The organism is Streptomyces sp. NPDC088387 (assembly GCF_044753385.1).
Taxonomy (GTDB): domain Bacteria; phylum Actinomycetota; class Actinomycetes; order Streptomycetales; family Streptomycetaceae; genus Streptomyces.
The window spans coordinates 491,187-507,695 of the sequence record NZ_JBIVNC010000005.1 but is presented as its reverse complement, the minus strand read 5'-3'; the positions used below and the strand labels follow the sequence as shown (position 1 = coordinate 507,695).

Below are 16,509 nucleotides of genomic sequence, written 5' to 3'. Positions count from 1 at the left end.
GTAGGATGGACGACATGGCCAAGACCAGTACGACGACCCAGGGGCTGCGGGCGGCGATCGAGCGCAGCGGCTACTACCCGGCCCTCGTGGCCGAGGCGGTGGAGGCCGCCGTGGGCGGCGAGCCCATCCGGTCGTACCTTGTCCACCAGGAAACGACGTTCGACCAGAACGAGGTCCGGCGGCATGTCACCGTGCTCGTCCTGAGCGACCACCGCTTCATCGTCAGCCACACCGACGAGCAGGCCGCCGACAGCACCTCCCCGACGCCGTACGCCACGACGTCGACCGAGTCCGTGAAGCTCGGCCGGATCTCGTCGGTCGTGCTGAGCCGCGTCGTCGCCAACCCGGAGTCGTACACGCCGGGCACGCTCCCGCGCGAGGTCGTGCTGACCATCGGCTGGGGCGCGGTGTCCCGGCTCGACCTGGAGCCCGCCGCCTGCGGCGACCCGAACTGCGAGGCGGACCACGGGTACACGGGCAGTTCGACGGCCGACGACCTCAGCCTGCGGGTGAGCGAGGCCGGCGACGGCCCGGAGACCGTGCGCGAGGCGCTCGCCTTCGCCCAGGCCCTCTCCGAGGCGACCGCGGACGTCACGCGCTGATGGTGACGCCCGCCGCCTGGGACGCCCACCCCGAACCCCTCGCCGTCGACTCCGCCCCCCGCCCCGAGTACGGCACGGGCTCGCTCGCCGACCTGCTGCCCACCCTGGCCGCCGGCATGGGCGTACCCGGGGCGACCGCGGCGATCACCGAGCTGAACCCCGCGGACCGGGCCTGTGTCTTCCTGATCGACGGCCTCGGCTGGGAGCAGCTCAGGGCGCACCCGGACGAGGCCCCGTACCTCACCTCGCTGCTCGGGAGTTCCCGCGGCGGCACCGGCCGCCCGCTCACCACCGGCTACCCGGCCACCACCGCGACCTCCCTCGCCTCCGTCGGCACCGGCCTCCCGCCGGGCGCCCACGGCCTGCCCGGCTACACCGTGCGCAATCCGGCGACCGGCGAGCTGATGAACCAGCTCCGCTGGCAGCCGTGGACCGAGCCCGGCGTCTGGCAGCCGTACCCCACGGTCTTCCAACTCGCCGAGGCGGCGGGCGTGCACGCCGCCCAGGTCTCCTCGCCGACCTTCCAGAACACCCCGCTCACCAAGGTCGCGCTCAGCGGCGGCACCTTCCACGGGCGCCTCACCGGCGAGGAGCGGATGGACCTCGCCGCGGAGCAACTCGCCGCCGGCGACCGCTCCCTGGTCTACACGTACTACGCCGAACTCGACGGCGCCGGTCATCGCTACGGAGTCGCCTCGGACACCTGGCGCGGCCAGCTGATGTACGTCGACCGTCTGGTCCAGCGCCTCGCCGGGCAACTCCCGCCGCGCACCGCGCTCTACGTCACCGCCGACCACGGCATGGTCGACGTGCCCTTCGACGACGACCACCGCATCGACTTCGACCTTGACTGGGAACTGCGCGCCGGTGTGGCCCTGCTCGGTGGCGAGGGCCGCGCCCGCCACGTCTACGCGGTGCCCGGCGCGGCGAACGACGTGGTGACCTGCTGGCGCGAGGTCCTCGGCGAGCAGTTCTGGGTGGCGTCGAGGGACGAGGCGATCGCCGCGGGCTGGTTCGGGCCACGGATCGACGAGCGGGTGTACGCGCGTCTCGGCGACGTGATCGCGGCCGCACGTGACGACGTGCTCATCATCGCCTCCGAGCGGGAGCCCAAGGAGTCGGCCATGGTCGGCAACCACGGCTCGATGACCCCCGCCGAGCAGTTCGTCCCGCTGCTCGAAGTACGCTCCTGAGGCATCAGCCCCGCCCGTCCCGCCCGAAAGGTGCCCAACTTCCCATGCCCGAGCTGGTCTTCTTCTCCGGAACCATGGACTGCGGAAAGTCGACCCTCGCGCTCCAGATGGAGCACAACCGCTCCGCACGCGGCCTTGTGGGCATGATCTTCACCCGCGACGACCGCGCGGGCGAGGGCAAGCTCTCCTCGCGCCTCGGCCTGGTGACCGACGCGGTGGAGGTCGCCGACGGCACCGACCTGTACGCCTACCTCGTCGAGCACCTCTCGCACGGCGGCCGCGCGGACTACGTCATCGCCGACGAGGCGCAGTTCCTGGCACCGGAGCAGATCGACCAGCTCGCGCGCGTGGTCGACGATCTGGGCCTGGACGTCTACGCCTTCGGCATCACCACCGACTTCCGCAGCAAGCTCTTCCCCGGCTCGCAGCGGCTCGTCGAACTCGCCGACCGGGTCGAGGTGCTCCAGGTCGAGGCGCTGTGCTGGTGCGGCGCGCGGGCCACGCACAACGCGCGCACGCTCGGCGGCCAGATGGTGGTCGAGGGCGCCCAGGTGGTCGTCGGCGACGTCAACCAGGCGGACGCCGTGGGCTACGAGGTGCTGTGCCGGCGCCACCACCGCCGCCGGATGACGTCCGCGTCGGCCCACGCGGCGGCCCTGTCCCCGGACGTCCTCCCGGTCGCGACGAACTGACGCCCACACCGCGCGCCGGAACGCCCCGCGCGGAGAACCGGAACCGCGTGTCGAACGCCCCCGCGAGGCCGACTCAGCGGGGATCCTGCACCAGCGAGAACCGCGCCCCCTCCGGATCCGCCACCGTCACCACCCGCCCGTGCGCACTGTCCTGGGCCGGGTCGAGGACACGGCCGCCCAGCTCCACGAGCCGGGCCACGGACTCGTCCGCGTCGGCGACCTCGAAGTACGTCATCCAGTGCGGCCCCTGGTCACGCGGCAGCGCGTTGCCCACACCGTGGATGCCGGCGACCGGCCGGCCGTCGAGCGCCAGCGTCACGTAGTCCAGGTCGGCCGAGTCCACCGGCCGCTGCTCGAAGCCGAACACCGTCTCGTAGAACTTCGCGACGCCCACGGTGTCGAAGGTCCGCAGCTCGTTCCACACGGCCGCGCCCGGCACCCCGCCGACCACCGAGCCGACATGGACCCCGCCCTGCCAGATGCCGAAGACGGCCCCGGCCGGGTCCGAGCCGATCGCCAGCCGGCCCGCCTCCGCCGCGTCCAGCGGGCCCACGCCGATGGTGCCGCCGCACAGCCGTACCGTGTCGGCGGTGCCGTCCACGTCGTCCGAGGCCAGATACGGGGTCCAGGCGATCGAAAGGTGCCGGTCCGGCGGCAGTTGGCCGATTCCCGCCACTTCGCGGCCGTCCCGCACGGCCCGTACGTAGGCACCCAGTTGCTGCGGGCCCTCGCGGAACTCCCAGCCGAACAGCTCGCGGTAGAAGTCCTGCGTCGCCTCAAGGTCGTGCACCATCAGGCTCACCCAGCAGGGTGTGCCGGGCGCGTACCGTGCGTGCTCGTCGCCGGCCGACCCCCGTGCCTCGGTCATCGTCTCCCTCTCCTCGGCCCCTGGCGGGGTCCGCTTCTCATCCACACTCAGGATCCCCGTGCCGATGCTCGCACCCCGGGCGCGGCGGTGCGTTCCGGGCACGCCGCCCATCAGGGCGTCTGCCCGGAGGATGCCCGCCGCGCGGTTGCCCGCCCGTTTCCACGCCCTTGCCCACGGGTGTCGATCGGCTGTACAGCATGTGCCCGGTCCCGTACGGCACGTGACCGGGTGTGTCCGGCCGTGCACAGTAGCCGGACCCGCACGCCAAAGCCACCCCGTACGCAAGGATGGTGGCCATGAACGCCATCATCTCCGCAACCGAACTCGCGAGCGACCTGGCGGGCGCGAACCCGCCAGTGCTGCTCGACGTCCGCTGGCAGCTCAGTGTGGCGAAGGCCGCCGGCGAGCCGCCGTTCGACGGCCGCGCCGAGTACACCGCGGGTCACGTCCCGGGAGCCGTCTACGTCGATCTGGACCAGGACCTGGCCTCGGCGCCCGGCGGACGGGGCCGGCATCCGCTGCCCGACCTGGCGGTCTTCGGCGCCGCGATGCGCCGGGCCGGTGTCTCCTCGACGACGCCGGTGGTCGTGTACGACGGCGGTCAGGGCTGGGCGGCGGCACGCGCGTGGTGGCTGCTCAGCTGGACGGGGCACCCGCGCGTGCGGGTACTGGACGGTGGCCTGCCCGCGTGGGAGGGCCCTCTCTCGACCGACGTTCCGGCGCCCGCCGAGGGTGACTTCGAGCCGGTCTCCAGCGGTACCGGACTGCTCGACGCCGACCAGGCCGCGGCGCTGGCCCGCTCCGGCGCGTTGTTCGACGCCCGCGCGGGGGAGCGGTACCGGGGTGAGGTGGAGCCGATCGACCGGGTCGGCGGTCACATTCCCGGCGCGCTGTCCGCGCCGACCACCGAGAACGTCGCCGAGGACGGACGCTTCCTGCCCGCCGACAAGTTGAGGGAGCGCTTCCGCTCGCTCGGCGCGGCCGAGGGCACCGAGGTGGGGGTGTACTGCGGTTCGGGCGTCTCGGGCGCCCATGAGGTGCTGGCCCTCGCGGTGGCGGGCATTCCGGCCGCGCTGTACGTCGGTTCCTGGTCCGAGTGGTCCTCGGACGCGCGGCGTCCGGTCGCCACGGGCCCGGACCCGCAGTAGCCGCCGTACGGCGAAGGGCCCGCGTCACACCCGACACGGGCCCTGCCGACTCCCGACCGCGCGACCGACTCCGGACTCCCCGGCCGACTTGCGATCTCCTCGGCCCACGGTCCCCGCGGTCCGAACTGCTCGGCTACTCCTGCTTCTTGCGGCGCGTGCCGAAGACGATCTCGTCCCAGCTCGGCACCGCGGCACGGCGCCCGGGGCGGACACCGTCGGCCTCGGCCTGGCGGTCGGTCGCCCCGATCAGACGGTCGCGGTGGCTGCCCACGGACCGCGGCATCAGCACGTCCGCGTACGCGGAACCGGCCGAGGCTGCGGGCGCCGGCGGCTCCTCGGCCTCCGGCTCGGCCGCGGGCTCCTCCACCACGGGCTCCGCGGGACGCTCCGGCACCACCAGGTCGCCGCGGAAGCTGGGCACGGCCTCCAGGAGGCTGGTCAGCGAGTCGCGTTCACTGGCAGACTCCTCCGCCGGCTCGGGCGCCTGCGCGGGCAGGACCGGTCGCTCGCGGTCGGTGGGGCGGTCCAGCGGACGGTCGCGCGGCAGCCGGGCGATCCGGGGTACGAAGGGGAAGCTGGGCTCGGGGGTGCCGAGGTCGTCGGACTCGCCGATCAGCGAGCGGGCCTCGTCGTCGACGGCCTGGACGAGTCTGCGCGGCGGGTCGTAGGTCCAGCTCGCCGAGTGCGGTTCGCCCGCGACGACGTAGACGAGGAGGACTTCCCATGTGCCGTCGTCGCGGCGCCACGAGTCCCACTGGACCGTGTCCTTGTCGGCGCCACGCAGCAGCAGACGCTCCTGCACGGCCTCGCCGAGCAGCGGTCCGGAGTTCTCACCGGGGCGGCGTACGGGAGTCTTGCGGGCGCGCTCGGCCATGAACGCGCGCTCGGCGAGCACGGGGCCCTCGAAGCGGCGGACGCGGTCGACCGGGATGCCGGCCATCTGTGCGACTTCCTCCGCGGACGCACCGGCGCGTATACGGGCCTGGATGTCGCGGGGGCGGAGGTGGCTCTCCACCTCGATCTCGATCTGGCCGAGGCGGGGGCGGTCACCGCGGACGGCCGCACGCAGCCGCTCGTCGATCGGAAGGGTGTACTCCGTTGCGTCGGCAGCCTTGAGCACCAGCCGTGTGCCGTCATTGGAGACGGCCACGACACGCAGTTCGGGCATGGGGACCTCCCGGGTGGTGCCTGCCGACGTCACGTGCGTCGCTGCTTCCGCTTGTCGAGTGTGGCCTGCCCGGGTGCAGCCTGCCACAACCTTGCCGAGTTGCCCGGCGTGTCGGGCACGGGCCCGGGACCGCCGTTATGGCACGGTTACCTATTCGCAACGCTAAGTGACCAACTCCATCACCCTGGGCAACAATCCCCCTCCTGGCGGTCCTTGAAGGTCGCGGACGCCCTGGCGGGAGACCGGACCCAGGGCTCGCAACAGTACTCCATTTGGACCACGTGCGTGGATTGGCGCGCCACCCAACTTCGGGCATCCGGCGCCACTTGGCCGTCACAAGGCGGGCCCAGCGATCATGAACGTGGCGTACTTCACGGAATCACCAGAAATGGAACTTTTGATTTCGGCGGTACGTCCCCCTCTCGTACAACTGGCCGACCAGGTACGGGAAAGGCAGGCAAGATCCCGGCATGCGTGAAAGGTCCGATGTCATGCACGAGCCGGACAGCGGGGAGGAGGTGAAGCACAAGCGCATCGATCTGAACGTGCCCCAGGTGGCGGGTGGCGCCGTCGCCGCGGTGGTGGCCGCCAAACTCGCCTCGTACTTCGGGGTGTACGGCACCATCCTGGGCGCCGGTGTGGTGAGTGTGATCGCCACGTGTGGCGGCTCGGTCTTCCAGCACTTCCTCAAGCGCACCGGCGAGCAGATCCGCGAGGTGAAGGTCCCGGCCCGGCCGGGCGACGCGACACGGGCGTCCCCCGAAGCCCCGGGCCCGCAGAGGCAGTCCGCGAAGACCGCCGGCCCGGACCTCCAGCACCCGCCCCGACCGGGCGAATTCACCGAGGGAACCGTCTACCGCGCGCGGGTGCGGAGCTGGAAGCGGCCCGTTGTCGCCGCTGCCCTGGTCTTCGGCGTCACGATGGCCGGGATCACCACCTATGAGCTGGCGTCCGGCGAGAGCTTCAGCGGCGGCGGCAGCACCACCGTGGGCAACGCCTTCTCCGGCGGAGGCAAGTCCTCCGGAAACACCGGGGACCCGGACCCCGGCGACGGCTCCGCCACCACACCCACCCCCGGAGCGAGCCAGGACACCCCGGGCGGCCCGGGCGCCACCCCGTCCGACGGCGCCACTTCCGGCGACGGTACGGAGACCGGCCCCACGCCGACGCCGAGCGGATCCCCGGGCGAGGGCACCGGTGGCACCGGTGAAACGGACGGGCAGGGGTCCGGCGACGGATCGCCCCCGGACACCGCCCCACCCAGCGCGCCGGCTACGACCCCAGCACCCTCCGCAAGTAGTCGTTCTGGAACCGCCGTTCCGGATCAAGACGGTCCCGCAGCGCCGTGAACTCCGCGAAGCGCGGGTAGACCTCGGCGAAGTACCCGGCGTCGCGCGTGTGCACCTTGCCCCAGTGCGGCCGGCCCTCGTGCGCGGTGAAGATGCGCTCGGCGGCGGTGAAGTACGACTGATAGGGCGTGCCCCGGAACATGTGCACCGCAATGTACGCCGACTCGCGGCCCGCCGCGGTGGACAGCGCGAGGTCGTCGGCCGGGGCCGTGCGCACCTCGACGGGGTAGCTGACCCGCAGCCGGGACCGCTCGATCATGGCCTTCAGTTCGCGCAGGGTCTCTTTCAGGGCCGCGCGCGGGACGGCGTACTCCATCTCCATAAAACGCACCCGGCGCGGGGAGGTGAAGACCTTGTACGGGATGTCGGTGTACGTACGCGTGGACCACCCGTGACTGGCGATCCGCGCGATCGTCGGGACCGTGGTGGGCACCGCGCGGCCGATCATGTTCGCCACCTGCCAGGCCCCGTTGGAGACGAGTTCCTCCTCGACCCAGTTGCTGATCCGGCCGACGGGCTGCTCGGGCCCCGCGCTGCGGTTGTTGCGCTTGGTGCTGCAACGCTCCGTGTGGGGGAACCAGTAGAACTCGAAGTGCTCGTTCTCGGCGACGTGTTCGTCGAAGTCGGCGACGACCCGGTCGAACGGCATGGGTTCCTCCCGCGCGGTGAGCAGGAAGAGCGGCTCCACGGCGAAGGTGATCGCGCTGACGACCCCGAGCGCGCCGAGGCCGACCCGCGCGGCGGCGAAGATCTCCGGGTTCTCCTTCTCGGAGCAGGTGAGGACCGTGCCGTCCGCGGTGACCATTTCGAGTGCCCGGATCTGCGCGGCGAGGGAGGCGGTCTCGCGGCCCGTGCCGTGGGTGCCGGTGCTGGTGGCGCCGGAGACCGTCTGCTCCATGATGTCGCCCATGTTGGTCAGCGACAGTCCCTCGCGTGCGAGGGCCGTGTTGAGTCGCTTGAGCGGGGTGCCGGACTCGACGGTGACCGTCCCCGCCTCGCGGTCGATGTCACGTATCCCGGTCAACAGTTGAGGGCGGATCAACACCCCGTCGGTGGCGGCGATCGACGTGAAGGAGTGGCCGCTGCCGACCGCCTTCACCGTCAGCCCGTCCTCCGCCGCCCCGCGTACCGCCGCGACCAGTTCCTCGACCGAGGCGGGTGTGACCTCCCGCGCGGCACGGGTGACGACATTGCCGCCCCAGTTACGCCGCGTGCCGTTCTTCCCGCTCGTTGTGCTGCTCAACGGAGCCTCCCCGACCCGGAGCCGGCCGCTTGAGCCGGCGGTACCCGAGGAAACCGACCGCGACCGCGACGGCCCCGGCCACCGCCGGAACCCCGTACCCGGCGCGCGCGCCGGCCGCGTCGATCACCCAGCCGGCCGCCGAGGAGCCGAGGGCGACACCCACGGCCAGCCCGGTACTGATCCAGGTCATGCCCTCGGTCAGTTGCGCGCGTGGTACGTGCTGTTCGATGAGGGACATCGTCGTGATCATCGTGGGAGCGATGGACAGACCCGCAACGAACAGCGCCACGGCCAGAAACGGCAAGTTTCCGACCAGTAGGAGGGGGATCATACTCACGGCCATGGCGCAGATGCCCAGCAGCCAGCGAGGTTCGGGTGCCCCCTTGAAGTGCATCAGCCCGAAGACCATGCCCGCCGCACAGGATCCGGCCGCGTAGACCGCGAGGACGACACTGGCCGCGCTCTTGTGGCCCTGCTCGTCAGCGAACGCCACGGTGACCACGTCGACCGCGCCGAAGATCGCGCCGGTCGCCACGAACGTCGTCACCAGGACCTGGAGGCCGGGGGAGCGCATGGCCGAACCGGCGCTCTGCTGCTCGCGCGGGTGCGGGGCCGGCTCGGTGGCCCGCTGCGCGGTCAGCCAGAAGACACCGACCGCCAGGAAGCAGGCGGCGATGAGCGGTCCGGCCTCGGGGAACCAGGCCGTGGACAGACCGATCGAGATGATCGGCCCGAAGATGAAGCACACCTCGTCGACGACCGACTCGAAGGAGTAGGCGGTGTGCAGTTGCGGCGTCCCCCGGTACAGCGCGGCCCAGCGGGCCCGCACCATCGCGCCGACACTCGGCACACAGCCGATCCCGACACAGGCCACGAACAGCACCCAGTCCGGCCACTCGTAGTGCGCCGCGAGCAGCAGCAGGGCCGCCGCGACGAGCGACACCAGCGTCGCCGGACGCAGGATCCGCCGCTGCCCGTACCGGTCGACGAGCCGGGACACCTGGGGGCCGGCCGCCGCGGCCGACAGCGCGATGGTCGCCGAGAGCGCGCCCGCGAGGCCGTACCGCCCGGTCAGCTGCGAGACCATCGTGACCACGCCGACGCCCATCATCGACAGCGGCATCCGGCCGAGGAAGCCGGCCGTGGCGAAACCCCTGGTGCCGGGGGCGGCGAACAGGGCGCGGTAGGGGCTGGGCACGTGGTCTCCGGCGGTTCGGAAGGGTCGGTCGGCCGAGCGGGCCGGCCGAGGCCGGGCACGGCCCGGCGGACAGGGCGCCTCGCGGCGGTGTCAGGCGTAAAGATGGCCGATACAGCTTACGAGTGAGGCGACCCTAACGCACCCGCTCCGACGCCCTTCGACCGCGTCGGGCACCCCGCCGTTTCCACGCCGTCAGTGCCGGGTGGCAGGATCGGAGACATGCCAGACGCGCTCGATGCCACTCCCTACGACGCCCTTCTCCTGCTCTCGTTCGGCGGCCCGGAGGGCCCGGACGACGTGGTCCCCTTCCTGGAGAACGTGACACGCGGGCGCGGCATCCCCAGGGAACGCCTCAAGGAAGTCGGGCAGCACTACTTCCTGTTCGGCGGGGTCAGCCCGATCAACGACCAGAACCGCGCCCTGCTCGACGCCCTCCGCAAGGACTTCGCGGAGCACGGCCTCGACCTGCCGGTCCACTGGGGCAACCGCAACTGGGCGCCGTATCTGACCGACACCCTGCGCGAGCTGGTCCAGGAGGGCCGCCGCCGCGTCCTGGTCCTCACCACCAGCGCCTACGCCTCCTACTCGGGCTGCCGGCAGTACCGCGAGAACCTCGCCGACGCGCTGGCCGCCCTCCAGGCCGAGGGCCTGGAGCCGCCCAGGGTCGACAAGCTGCGGCACTACTTCAACCACCCCGGCTTCCTGGAGCCCATGGTCGAAGGCGTGCTCCGGTCCCTGGCCGACCTTCCCGAGGACGTCCGCGACGGTGCCCACATCGCCTTCACGACCCACTCCATCCCGGACGCGGCGGCCGACACCTCCGGCCCGGTCGAGGACCACGGCGACGGCGGCGCGTACGTCGCACAGCACCTGGACGTCGCCCGGTTCATCGCCGACGCGGTCCGCGAGCGCACCGGCGTCGACCACCCCTGGCAGCTCGTCTACCAGTCCCGCTCCGGCGCCCCGCACATCCCCTGGCTGGAGCCCGACATCTGCGACCACCTGGAGACGCTGCACGGCGAGGGCGTCCCGGCCGTCGTCATGGCCCCCATCGGCTTCGTCTCCGACCACATGGAGGTCCTCTACGACCTCGACACGGAGGCCACGGCCAAGGCCGCGGAACTGGGCCTGCCGGTCCGCCGGTCGGCGACCGTCGGCGCCGACCCCCGCTTCGCCGCCGCGGTCCGCGAACTGATCACCGAGCGCGCCGCGACCGAACGGGGCCGGGAGATCACCCCGTGCGCCCTCGGCACCCTCGGCGCGAGCCACAACGTCTGCCCCGTGGGCTGCTGTCCGGCCCGCACCGCGCGCCCCGCCGCCGCGGGCGCCGACAGCCCCTACGCGTGAGGACTCCTGTGACGGACCCCCTGCACACCGACCTGCTCGCCCTCGCCCAGCAGGCCGCCGCCCGCGCGGGCGCGCTCCTGCGCGACGGCCGCCCCGCCGACCTGGCCGTGGCCGCCACCAAGTCCAGCCCCATCGACGTCGTGACCGAGATGGACATCGCCGCCGAGAAGCTGATCACCGCCGTGATCTCCGAGGTCCGTCCCGACGACGGCTTCCTCGGCGAGGAGGGCGCCTCCGTCGAGGGCACCAGTGGCGTCCGCTGGGTGATCGACCCCCTCGACGGCACCGTCAACTACCTCTACGGCCTGCCCACCTGGTCCGTCTCCATCGCCGCCGAGCAGGACGGCGAGACCGTCGTCGGCGTCGTCGCGATCCCGATGCGCGGCGAGACCTTCCACGCGGTACGCGGCGGCGGCGCCCACGCCACCGGCGCCTGGGACGGCGAGCGCCGCCTCGCCTGCCGGCCCACCGCGCCCCTGGAGCAGTCCCTGGTCTCCACGGGCTTCAACTACGTCGCCGAGGTCCGCGCGCACCAGGCCCAGGTCGCCGCCCGGCTCGTCCCGCTGCTGCGCGACATCCGCCGGGGCGGATCGGCCGCGGTCGATCTCTGCGACGTGGCCTGCGGCCGCCTCGACGGCTACTACGAGCGGGGCCTGAACGCCTGGGACATGGCGGCGGGCGACCTGATCGCGCGGGAGGCGGGCGCCCTGACCGGCGGCCGGCCCGGAGAACGCCCCTCACGCGATCTGGCGGTCGCGGGTACCCCGGGCGTCTTCGAGCCCCTCCAGGAGCTCCTGGAGACCTTCGGAGCCTGGCACGACTGACCTCCGCGGACCCCGTCCGCCCTCGGCGGACCCGCGACCGGTTCCGCGGACCCCGGACACGACTGAGCCCCGGTGCTGGATTCACCGGGGCTCGGCCGTGTTGCGTGTGTGCTGGTCGGAAGCTTGTGCGGGTATGGAGGTATTTCAAGGTGCCGAAGCCTGCAAGGTACTGCGCATGTGCTGGATCAGACGCTGGTGACGCCGACTTCCACGCCGTGCTCCGCCGCGAGACGGCGCAGGTCGTCGAGCTCGCCCTGCTCCACCTCGACGAGGAAGTCGTCGCCCTCGTCCAGTGCGCGCGTAAGGTCGGACTCGGTCGCCCTTATGCGCTGCAGAAGTCCTGCGGTGAATGCGTCCATGCTGCGCCCCCTCGTCCTGGGTCGTGGGTCTTGTGGCACGGGGGTGTGCCGTTCAGAAGGGGCGATCACGTCTCCGTAAGTGCCCAGCACGACCGCGCCGGGCGGCGACGGTGCCGGACACCCACGCCCACTCTGCGAGGGGTGGACCGTGGAGCGCCGCATGGTGCAACGGCGCAAGCAGAGCGTGATCGCGGGGTGTAAAGCCGTCCTCCCCCCGCTCCCTTCCGTGGAAACCTCAACCGGAGGAGAAAGTCCGGCATTCCCGCCCGGCGGCACGAGATCCGACGCCCCGACGGCTACCCGGCAGTCACATGGCCGCCCACGGCTTACCGCCGACTTACGGCCGAAAAGGGCAGGATGGACGCCAACACTCCCCAGAGACCCCTACCCGCGTGCGCGGCTTCGCGCTACGCGGGTGGACACAGGAAGGACAGCGACGTGCGCGTACTCGTCGTCGAGGACGAGCAACTGCTCGCCGATGCGGTGGCCACCGGACTGCGCCGGGAGGCCATGGCCGTCGACGTCGTGTACGACGGTGCGGCCGCCCTCGAGCGCATCGGCGTCAACGACTACGACGTGGTCGTCCTCGACCGTGACCTCCCCCTGGTGCACGGCGACGACGTCTGCCGGAAGATCGTCGAGCTCGGCATGCCCACCCGCGTGCTGATGCTGACGGCCTCCGGCGACGTCAGCGACCGTGTCGAGGGACTGGAGATCGGCGCCGACGACTACCTCCCCAAGCCCTTCGCCTTCAGCGAGCTGATCGCGCGCGTGCGGGCCCTGGGCCGGCGCACCAGTGTCCCGCTGCCGCCGGTCCTGGAGCGCGCCGGCATCAAGCTCGACCCGAACCGCCGCGAGGTCTTCCGCGACGGCAAGGAGATCCAGCTGGCACCCAAGGAGTTCGCGGTGCTGGAGGTGCTGATGCGCAGCGAGGGAGCGGTGGTCTCCGCCGAGCAGCTCCTGGAGAAGGCCTGGGACGAGAACACCGACCCGTTCACCAACGTCGTGCGCGTGACCGTCATGACGCTGCGTCGCAAGCTGGGCGAGCCCCCGGTCATCGTGACCGTCCCGGGCTCCGGATACCGGATCTGATAGCACGTGACGACCACTCCCGCGCCCCCCCAGGCGCCCCCCAAGCCCACGTGGGACCCCCGGAGGCCGGTGCCGCCCATCCCGTGGCTGCGCCCCACCATCCGGATACGGCTCACGCTGCTCTACGGCGGCATGTTCCTGATCGCGGGAATCCTGCTGCTGTCGATCATCTACCTGCTGGCGGCGAACGCGCTGAACGTGGGCAGCCAGCTGCCCTTCAAGGTGCTCTCGGGCCAGGTGGCCAGCGACATCTGCAACTTCCCGAGCGAGCTGGGCGCGGCCGCGCTCAACAACGCGATGGACGAGTGCGTCAACCAGCAGCGCCAGCACGCGCTGGACGACCTGCTCAGCCGCTCCCTGCTGACCCTGCTCGGCCTCGCGGTGATCGCCTTCGCCTTCGGCTACGCGATGGCCGGCCGGGTGCTCTCGCCGCTCGGCCGGATCACCCGTACCGCCCGCGCGGTGGCCGGTTCGGACCTGTCGCGCCGGATCGAGCTGGACGGACCGGAGGACGAGCTCAAGGAGCTGGCCGACACCTTCGACGACATGCTGGAGCGCCTCCAGCGCGCGTTCACCGCACAGCAGCGCTTCGTCGGCAACGCCTCCCACGAGCTGCGCACCCCGCTCGCGATCAACCGCACGCTCCTGGAGGTGCACCTGTCGGATCCGAACGCGCCGGTGGAGCTCCAGCAGCTCGGCAAGACACTGCTGGCCACCAACGAGCGCAGTGAGCAGCTCGTCGAGGGCCTGCTGCTGCTCGCCCGCAGCGACAACCAGATCGTCGAGCGCAAGCCCGTCGACCTCGCCGAGGTCGCCTCGCAAGCCATCGATCAGGTGTACGGCGAGGCGGAGGCCAAGGGTGTGGAGATCCGCGGTACGCGCGAGCCGGCGGTGGTCCAGGGCAACGGTGTCCTGTTGGAGCGGATCGCGCTGAACCTCGTACAGAACGCCGTGCGGTACAACATCGCGGAGGACGGCTGGGTCGAGGTGAACTCGGGGATCCAGCACGGTCACGCGGTGCTGGTGGTCACGAACACCGGCCCGGTGGTGCCGGCGTACGAGATCGACAACCTCTTTGAGCCGTTCCGGCGGCTGCGCACCGAGCGCACGGGAAGCGACAAGGGCGTGGGTCTCGGCCTGTCCATCGCGCGGTCCGTGGCGAGGGCGCACGGCGGGCACATCGCGGCGCAGCCGCGTGAAGGAGGCGGGCTCGTGATGCGTGTCACCCTTCCCGTCTGAGATCATGTCGCCGACACACGCGGGGATGTTCGCTTTGCGCTGAATTTTCAAGCAGCGGACGGAGCAGTCCCATGTGTGATCGATCACAAGGGCGATTTTCCGGCCATATACTCTCCGTGATCGTTTGAGTCGTCGGAAAGCCGGGAAAATCCGGGTTTTCCGGGGCCTTGATCACGGGAAGTACACGGTGAGACGCCTTTGAAGTGCGGCATTGGGACCGTGTACGGTCCGCTTCGCCATCCAAGCCGATCACTCTGTGGGAATCCGGTTGGGTGTCGATTGAGTAACAGACCTTGATGTGAGGCAAAATCTCCGCCTCGGGTCGGGCACAAGTCCGGCCTCTCACGCGTTACGTGCGCTGGAGACACCGCTAGACACCCAGAGGGGGAGAGCGACATGGCAACCGACTACGACACCCCACGCAAGACCGACGACGACGTCGACTCGGACAGCCTGGAAGAACTGAAGGCCCGGCGGAACGACAAGTCCGCCTCGGCCGTCGACGTGGACGAGTTCGAGGCCGCAGAAGGCCTGGAGCTGCCCGGCGCCGACCTTTCGAACGAGGAACTGGCCGTCCGGGTACTGCCGAAGCAGCAGGACGAGTTCACCTGCATGAGCTGCTTCCTGGTCCACCACCGCAGCCAGCTGGCCCGGGAGAAGAACGGTCAGCCGATCTGCCGCGACTGCGACTGAGGGCGGGTCGGGCATGACCGGCTCGACCCCTCCCTGGAAGCGCCGCTTCCCCCGACGGGGAGCGGACACGGGACCGACGGACGGTCCCAGGCGCGTACGTGACGACGAGCGGGGCCCCTTCGAAGAGGGAGCCTCCGACCCGGAAGCTGCCCCTGCGGGGACGGCCTCGCTCGAACCGGCGGCCTGCCGGACCGACCTCCCGGCACCGCTGGAGGGCCCCGCGCCCGCCGCCCGTCGCCGGGCGGCGGTCATCCGGGACCGGGCCAGGGACCTGGCCAAGGAAGGCGCCCGCAAGGGCGGCAACCGGGCCAGGACCTCCCTGGCCCTTCTCGCCGACCGCATCATCGACCTGGCCCCGCGGGTCCCCGTACGGGACCTGGCGACCCTGCGCAGGCATTTCCCCGGCCTCGGGCCCGACCAGATCGCGGACAAGCTGATCGCCGGAGCGGCGAACGCCTCGGCGACCGTCGGAGCGGGGATCGGCGCGGCCGCGATGATGCCCGTCCCGCCCGCGATGCCGACCGAACTGGCGGCGGAGGTGACCGGTGTCGCCGCGATCGAGCTGAAGCTGATCGCCGAACTGCACGAGGTCTACGGCCTCAGACCGCCCGGCAACCTCAAGGAGCGCAGCACGGCCTATCTGCGGTCGTGGGCCGGCGAGCGCGGCATCGACGTCCTGAAACCGGCGTCGGTCAACTCCGCACTCGGTGGCCAGCTGAAGCGCGAACTGCGCCAGCAGATCATGAAGCGCATGGTGCGCAACATGCCGAACCTGATGCCGTTCATGGTGGGCGCCGCCGTCGGCGCGGTCATGAACCGCCGGGACACCAAGAAGCTCGCGGCCCGGGTCCGCGGTGACCTGCGCAGAATGCAGGTGCCGTGGGACGCGCTCAGCGAGCTGCCGGTGCTGGAGCAGCCGGCCAGACCGCTGCCCCTCGGGGACGACCCCAAGCAGCTGGGCCCCTGACCGGCCCCGCCCGTCAGGCCACCGCCGCCCTGGCCTGCCGTACCGCCTCCAGCAGACGCTCCGGCTCGCGCGTCGACAGATACAGATACGGCGTGGGGTCCTCCGGATCCGTCACCTCGATCCGCACAGCTGTCGGAATGTAGGCGCGCAGCAGCATAAAGGCGCGTGTGTCGGCCTTGTACGTGCGCCAGGCGCGCGCCTCCTCCGGGTCCAGCACGTGCGCCTCGCCCAGGGCCGTCACCGGGATCTTCGCGTCGCCCGCGATCAGCGAACCGCCCACCACCCGCAGCCGGATCGAGCCGTACGAACTCGCCGCCACCGCCGCGACCGCGGTGCCGCCGACCAGGCCGCCGAGCAGCGGCAGCGTGCCGAACGGCAACAGGACCAGTGCCATGGCGACACCGACCAGCAGGGAAACGGCCCACCACGACTTGGGCGCGGTGAGACGTTCTTCGAACGGGGTGGCGGAGGGCTCCATACCGTCAAGCTTGGCATGGTGTCCGCTTCGTGCCATCGGCAGGGCAGGC

General features: G+C 71.6%; 17 protein-coding genes. 11 read left to right on the top strand and 6 right to left on the bottom strand.

Annotated elements, in window-relative coordinates:
• Positions 1 to 5: 5 nt before the first annotated feature.
• From ACIQAC_RS16920 to ACIQAC_RS16910, 3 genes are read left to right on the top strand one after another with little or no spacing between them, the layout of a single operon-like run.
• The gene (locus ACIQAC_RS16920) at positions 6 to 602 is read left to right on the top strand and encodes a DUF5998 family protein (protein WP_402191609.1); all 597 of its coding nucleotides are present in this window, start codon (positions 6 to 8) and stop codon (positions 600 to 602) included.
• Complete coding sequence (locus tag ACIQAC_RS16915; RefSeq protein WP_402191607.1) at positions 602 to 1,795, top strand: alkaline phosphatase family protein; 1,194 nt, start codon at positions 602 to 604, stop codon at positions 1,793 to 1,795. Before ACIQAC_RS16920 ends, ACIQAC_RS16915 begins: the two co-directional genes overlap by 1 nt.
• Positions 1,796 to 1,839: 44 nt before the next feature.
• Positions 1,840 to 2,487 (top strand): thymidine kinase, encoded by a 648-nt coding sequence (locus ACIQAC_RS16910; protein ID WP_402191605.1) that lies wholly within the window; start codon positions 1,840 to 1,842, stop codon positions 2,485 to 2,487.
• A 73-nt stretch (positions 2,488 to 2,560) separates the two neighbouring features.
• Here the strand turns inward: ACIQAC_RS16910 and ACIQAC_RS16905 are convergent, their stop codons facing one another.
• Positions 2,561 to 3,355, bottom strand: coding sequence for a VOC family protein (locus tag ACIQAC_RS16905; RefSeq protein WP_402191602.1), 795 nt, complete (start codon positions 3,353 to 3,355; stop codon positions 2,561 to 2,563).
• Positions 3,356 to 3,651: 296 nt separating this feature from the next.
• Between ACIQAC_RS16905 and ACIQAC_RS16900 the strand changes: the two genes are divergently transcribed.
• Positions 3,652 to 4,503 carry a sulfurtransferase gene (locus ACIQAC_RS16900; protein ID WP_402191599.1) on the top strand — a complete coding sequence of 284 codons (852 nt, stop codon included), beginning with the start codon at positions 3,652 to 3,654 and terminating at the stop codon, positions 4,501 to 4,503.
• Positions 4,504 to 4,636: 133 nt separating this feature from the next.
• Here the strand turns inward: ACIQAC_RS16900 and sepH are convergent, their stop codons facing one another.
• Entirely contained in the window at positions 4,637 to 5,671 is a 1,035-nt protein-coding gene (gene sepH / locus ACIQAC_RS16895; RefSeq protein ID WP_402191596.1) for a septation protein SepH, read from the bottom strand.
• A gap of 470 nt (positions 5,672 to 6,141) precedes the next feature.
• Here sepH and ACIQAC_RS16890 point away from each other — a divergent pair, with 470 nt between their 5' ends.
• Positions 6,142 to 7,020, top strand: a complete 879-nt coding sequence (locus ACIQAC_RS16890; protein WP_402191594.1) for a hypothetical protein — start codon at positions 6,142 to 6,144, stop codon at positions 7,018 to 7,020.
• On the opposite strand, the gene ACIQAC_RS16885 is transcribed toward ACIQAC_RS16890, so the two are convergent.
• Together ACIQAC_RS16885 and ACIQAC_RS16880 are read right to left on the bottom strand one after the other, a co-directional pair.
• Positions 6,944 to 8,263: a D-arabinono-1,4-lactone oxidase gene (locus tag ACIQAC_RS16885; protein ID WP_402191593.1), complete on the bottom strand. Its 1,320-nt coding sequence runs from the start codon at positions 8,261 to 8,263 to the stop codon at positions 6,944 to 6,946. The two genes, ACIQAC_RS16890 and ACIQAC_RS16885, sit on opposite strands and share 77 nt — an antisense overlap.
• Complete coding sequence (locus tag ACIQAC_RS16880) at positions 8,223 to 9,461, bottom strand: MFS transporter (RefSeq protein ID WP_402191590.1); 1,239 nt, start codon at positions 9,459 to 9,461, stop codon at positions 8,223 to 8,225. Before ACIQAC_RS16880 ends, ACIQAC_RS16885 begins: the two co-directional genes overlap by 41 nt.
• A gap of 219 nt (positions 9,462 to 9,680) precedes the next feature.
• On the opposite strand from ACIQAC_RS16880, the gene ACIQAC_RS16875 reads away from it, so the two are divergent.
• Together ACIQAC_RS16875 and ACIQAC_RS16870 are read left to right on the top strand one after the other, a co-directional pair.
• On the top strand, positions 9,681 to 10,808 hold the full coding sequence (locus tag ACIQAC_RS16875) for a ferrochelatase (protein WP_402191589.1): 1,128 nt from the start codon (positions 9,681 to 9,683) through the stop codon (positions 10,806 to 10,808).
• 8 nt (positions 10,809 to 10,816) lie between these two features.
• Positions 10,817 to 11,632: an inositol monophosphatase family protein gene (locus ACIQAC_RS16870; protein ID WP_402191587.1), complete on the top strand. Its 816-nt coding sequence runs from the start codon at positions 10,817 to 10,819 to the stop codon at positions 11,630 to 11,632.
• Between the two features lie 185 nt (positions 11,633 to 11,817).
• Here the strand turns inward: ACIQAC_RS16870 and ACIQAC_RS16865 are convergent, their stop codons facing one another.
• Positions 11,818 to 11,991, bottom strand: coding sequence for a hypothetical protein (locus ACIQAC_RS16865; RefSeq protein ID WP_402191585.1), 174 nt, complete (start codon positions 11,989 to 11,991; stop codon positions 11,818 to 11,820).
• A gap of 438 nt (positions 11,992 to 12,429) precedes the next feature.
• Between ACIQAC_RS16865 and ACIQAC_RS16860 the strand changes: the two genes are divergently transcribed.
• The 4 genes from ACIQAC_RS16860 (at position 12,430) to ACIQAC_RS16845 (ending at position 15,982) form a co-directional block, all read left to right on the top strand.
• Positions 12,430 to 13,083 (top strand): response regulator transcription factor, encoded by a 654-nt coding sequence (locus tag ACIQAC_RS16860; RefSeq protein ID WP_031165802.1) that lies wholly within the window; start codon positions 12,430 to 12,432, stop codon positions 13,081 to 13,083.
• A gap of 6 nt (positions 13,084 to 13,089) precedes the next feature.
• Positions 13,090 to 14,322, top strand: coding sequence for a sensor histidine kinase (locus tag ACIQAC_RS16855; protein ID WP_402191583.1), 1,233 nt, complete (start codon positions 13,090 to 13,092; stop codon positions 14,320 to 14,322).
• Positions 14,323 to 14,718: 396 nt separating this feature from the next.
• Complete coding sequence (locus tag ACIQAC_RS16850; protein ID WP_003993510.1) at positions 14,719 to 15,015, top strand: DUF4193 domain-containing protein; 297 nt, start codon at positions 14,719 to 14,721, stop codon at positions 15,013 to 15,015.
• Between the two features lie 13 nt (positions 15,016 to 15,028).
• Positions 15,029 to 15,982: a hypothetical protein gene (locus ACIQAC_RS16845; RefSeq protein ID WP_402191581.1), complete on the top strand. Its 954-nt coding sequence runs from the start codon at positions 15,029 to 15,031 to the stop codon at positions 15,980 to 15,982.
• Positions 15,983 to 15,995: 13 nt separating this feature from the next.
• Here ACIQAC_RS16845 and ACIQAC_RS16840 read toward each other — a convergent pair whose 3' ends face one another.
• Entirely contained in the window at positions 15,996 to 16,460 is a 465-nt protein-coding gene (locus ACIQAC_RS16840; RefSeq protein ID WP_402191578.1) for a DUF3093 domain-containing protein, read from the bottom strand.
• Between the last annotated feature and the right edge of the window lie 49 nt (positions 16,461 to 16,509).

Excerpts from the sequence above, each read along its gene's own strand:
- ACIQAC_RS16920 (WP_402191609.1), top strand. The coding sequence starts at position 6 with ATGGACGACATGGCCAAGACCAGTACGACGACCCAGGGGCTGCGGGCG.
- ACIQAC_RS16915 (WP_402191607.1), top strand. The coding sequence starts at position 602 with ATGGTGACGCCCGCCGCCTGGGACGCCCACCCCGAACCCCTCGCCGTC.
- ACIQAC_RS16910 (WP_402191605.1), top strand. The coding sequence starts at position 1,840 with ATGCCCGAGCTGGTCTTCTTCTCCGGAACCATGGACTGCGGAAAGTCG.
- ACIQAC_RS16905 (WP_402191602.1), bottom strand. The coding sequence starts at position 3,355 with ATGACCGAGGCACGGGGGTCGGCCGGCGACGAGCACGCACGGTACGCG.
- ACIQAC_RS16900 (WP_402191599.1), top strand. The coding sequence starts at position 3,652 with ATGAACGCCATCATCTCCGCAACCGAACTCGCGAGCGACCTGGCGGGC.
- sepH (WP_402191596.1), bottom strand. The coding sequence starts at position 5,671 with ATGCCCGAACTGCGTGTCGTGGCCGTCTCCAATGACGGCACACGGCTG.
- ACIQAC_RS16890 (WP_402191594.1), top strand. The coding sequence starts at position 6,142 with ATGCGTGAAAGGTCCGATGTCATGCACGAGCCGGACAGCGGGGAGGAG.
- ACIQAC_RS16875 (WP_402191589.1), top strand. The coding sequence starts at position 9,681 with ATGCCAGACGCGCTCGATGCCACTCCCTACGACGCCCTTCTCCTGCTC.
- ACIQAC_RS16865 (WP_402191585.1), bottom strand. The coding sequence starts at position 11,991 with ATGGACGCATTCACCGCAGGACTTCTGCAGCGCATAAGGGCGACCGAG.
- ACIQAC_RS16850 (WP_003993510.1), top strand. The coding sequence starts at position 14,719 with ATGGCAACCGACTACGACACCCCACGCAAGACCGACGACGACGTCGAC.
- ACIQAC_RS16845 (WP_402191581.1), top strand. The coding sequence starts at position 15,029 with ATGACCGGCTCGACCCCTCCCTGGAAGCGCCGCTTCCCCCGACGGGGA.
- ACIQAC_RS16840 (WP_402191578.1), bottom strand. The coding sequence starts at position 16,460 with ATGGAGCCCTCCGCCACCCCGTTCGAAGAACGTCTCACCGCGCCCAAG.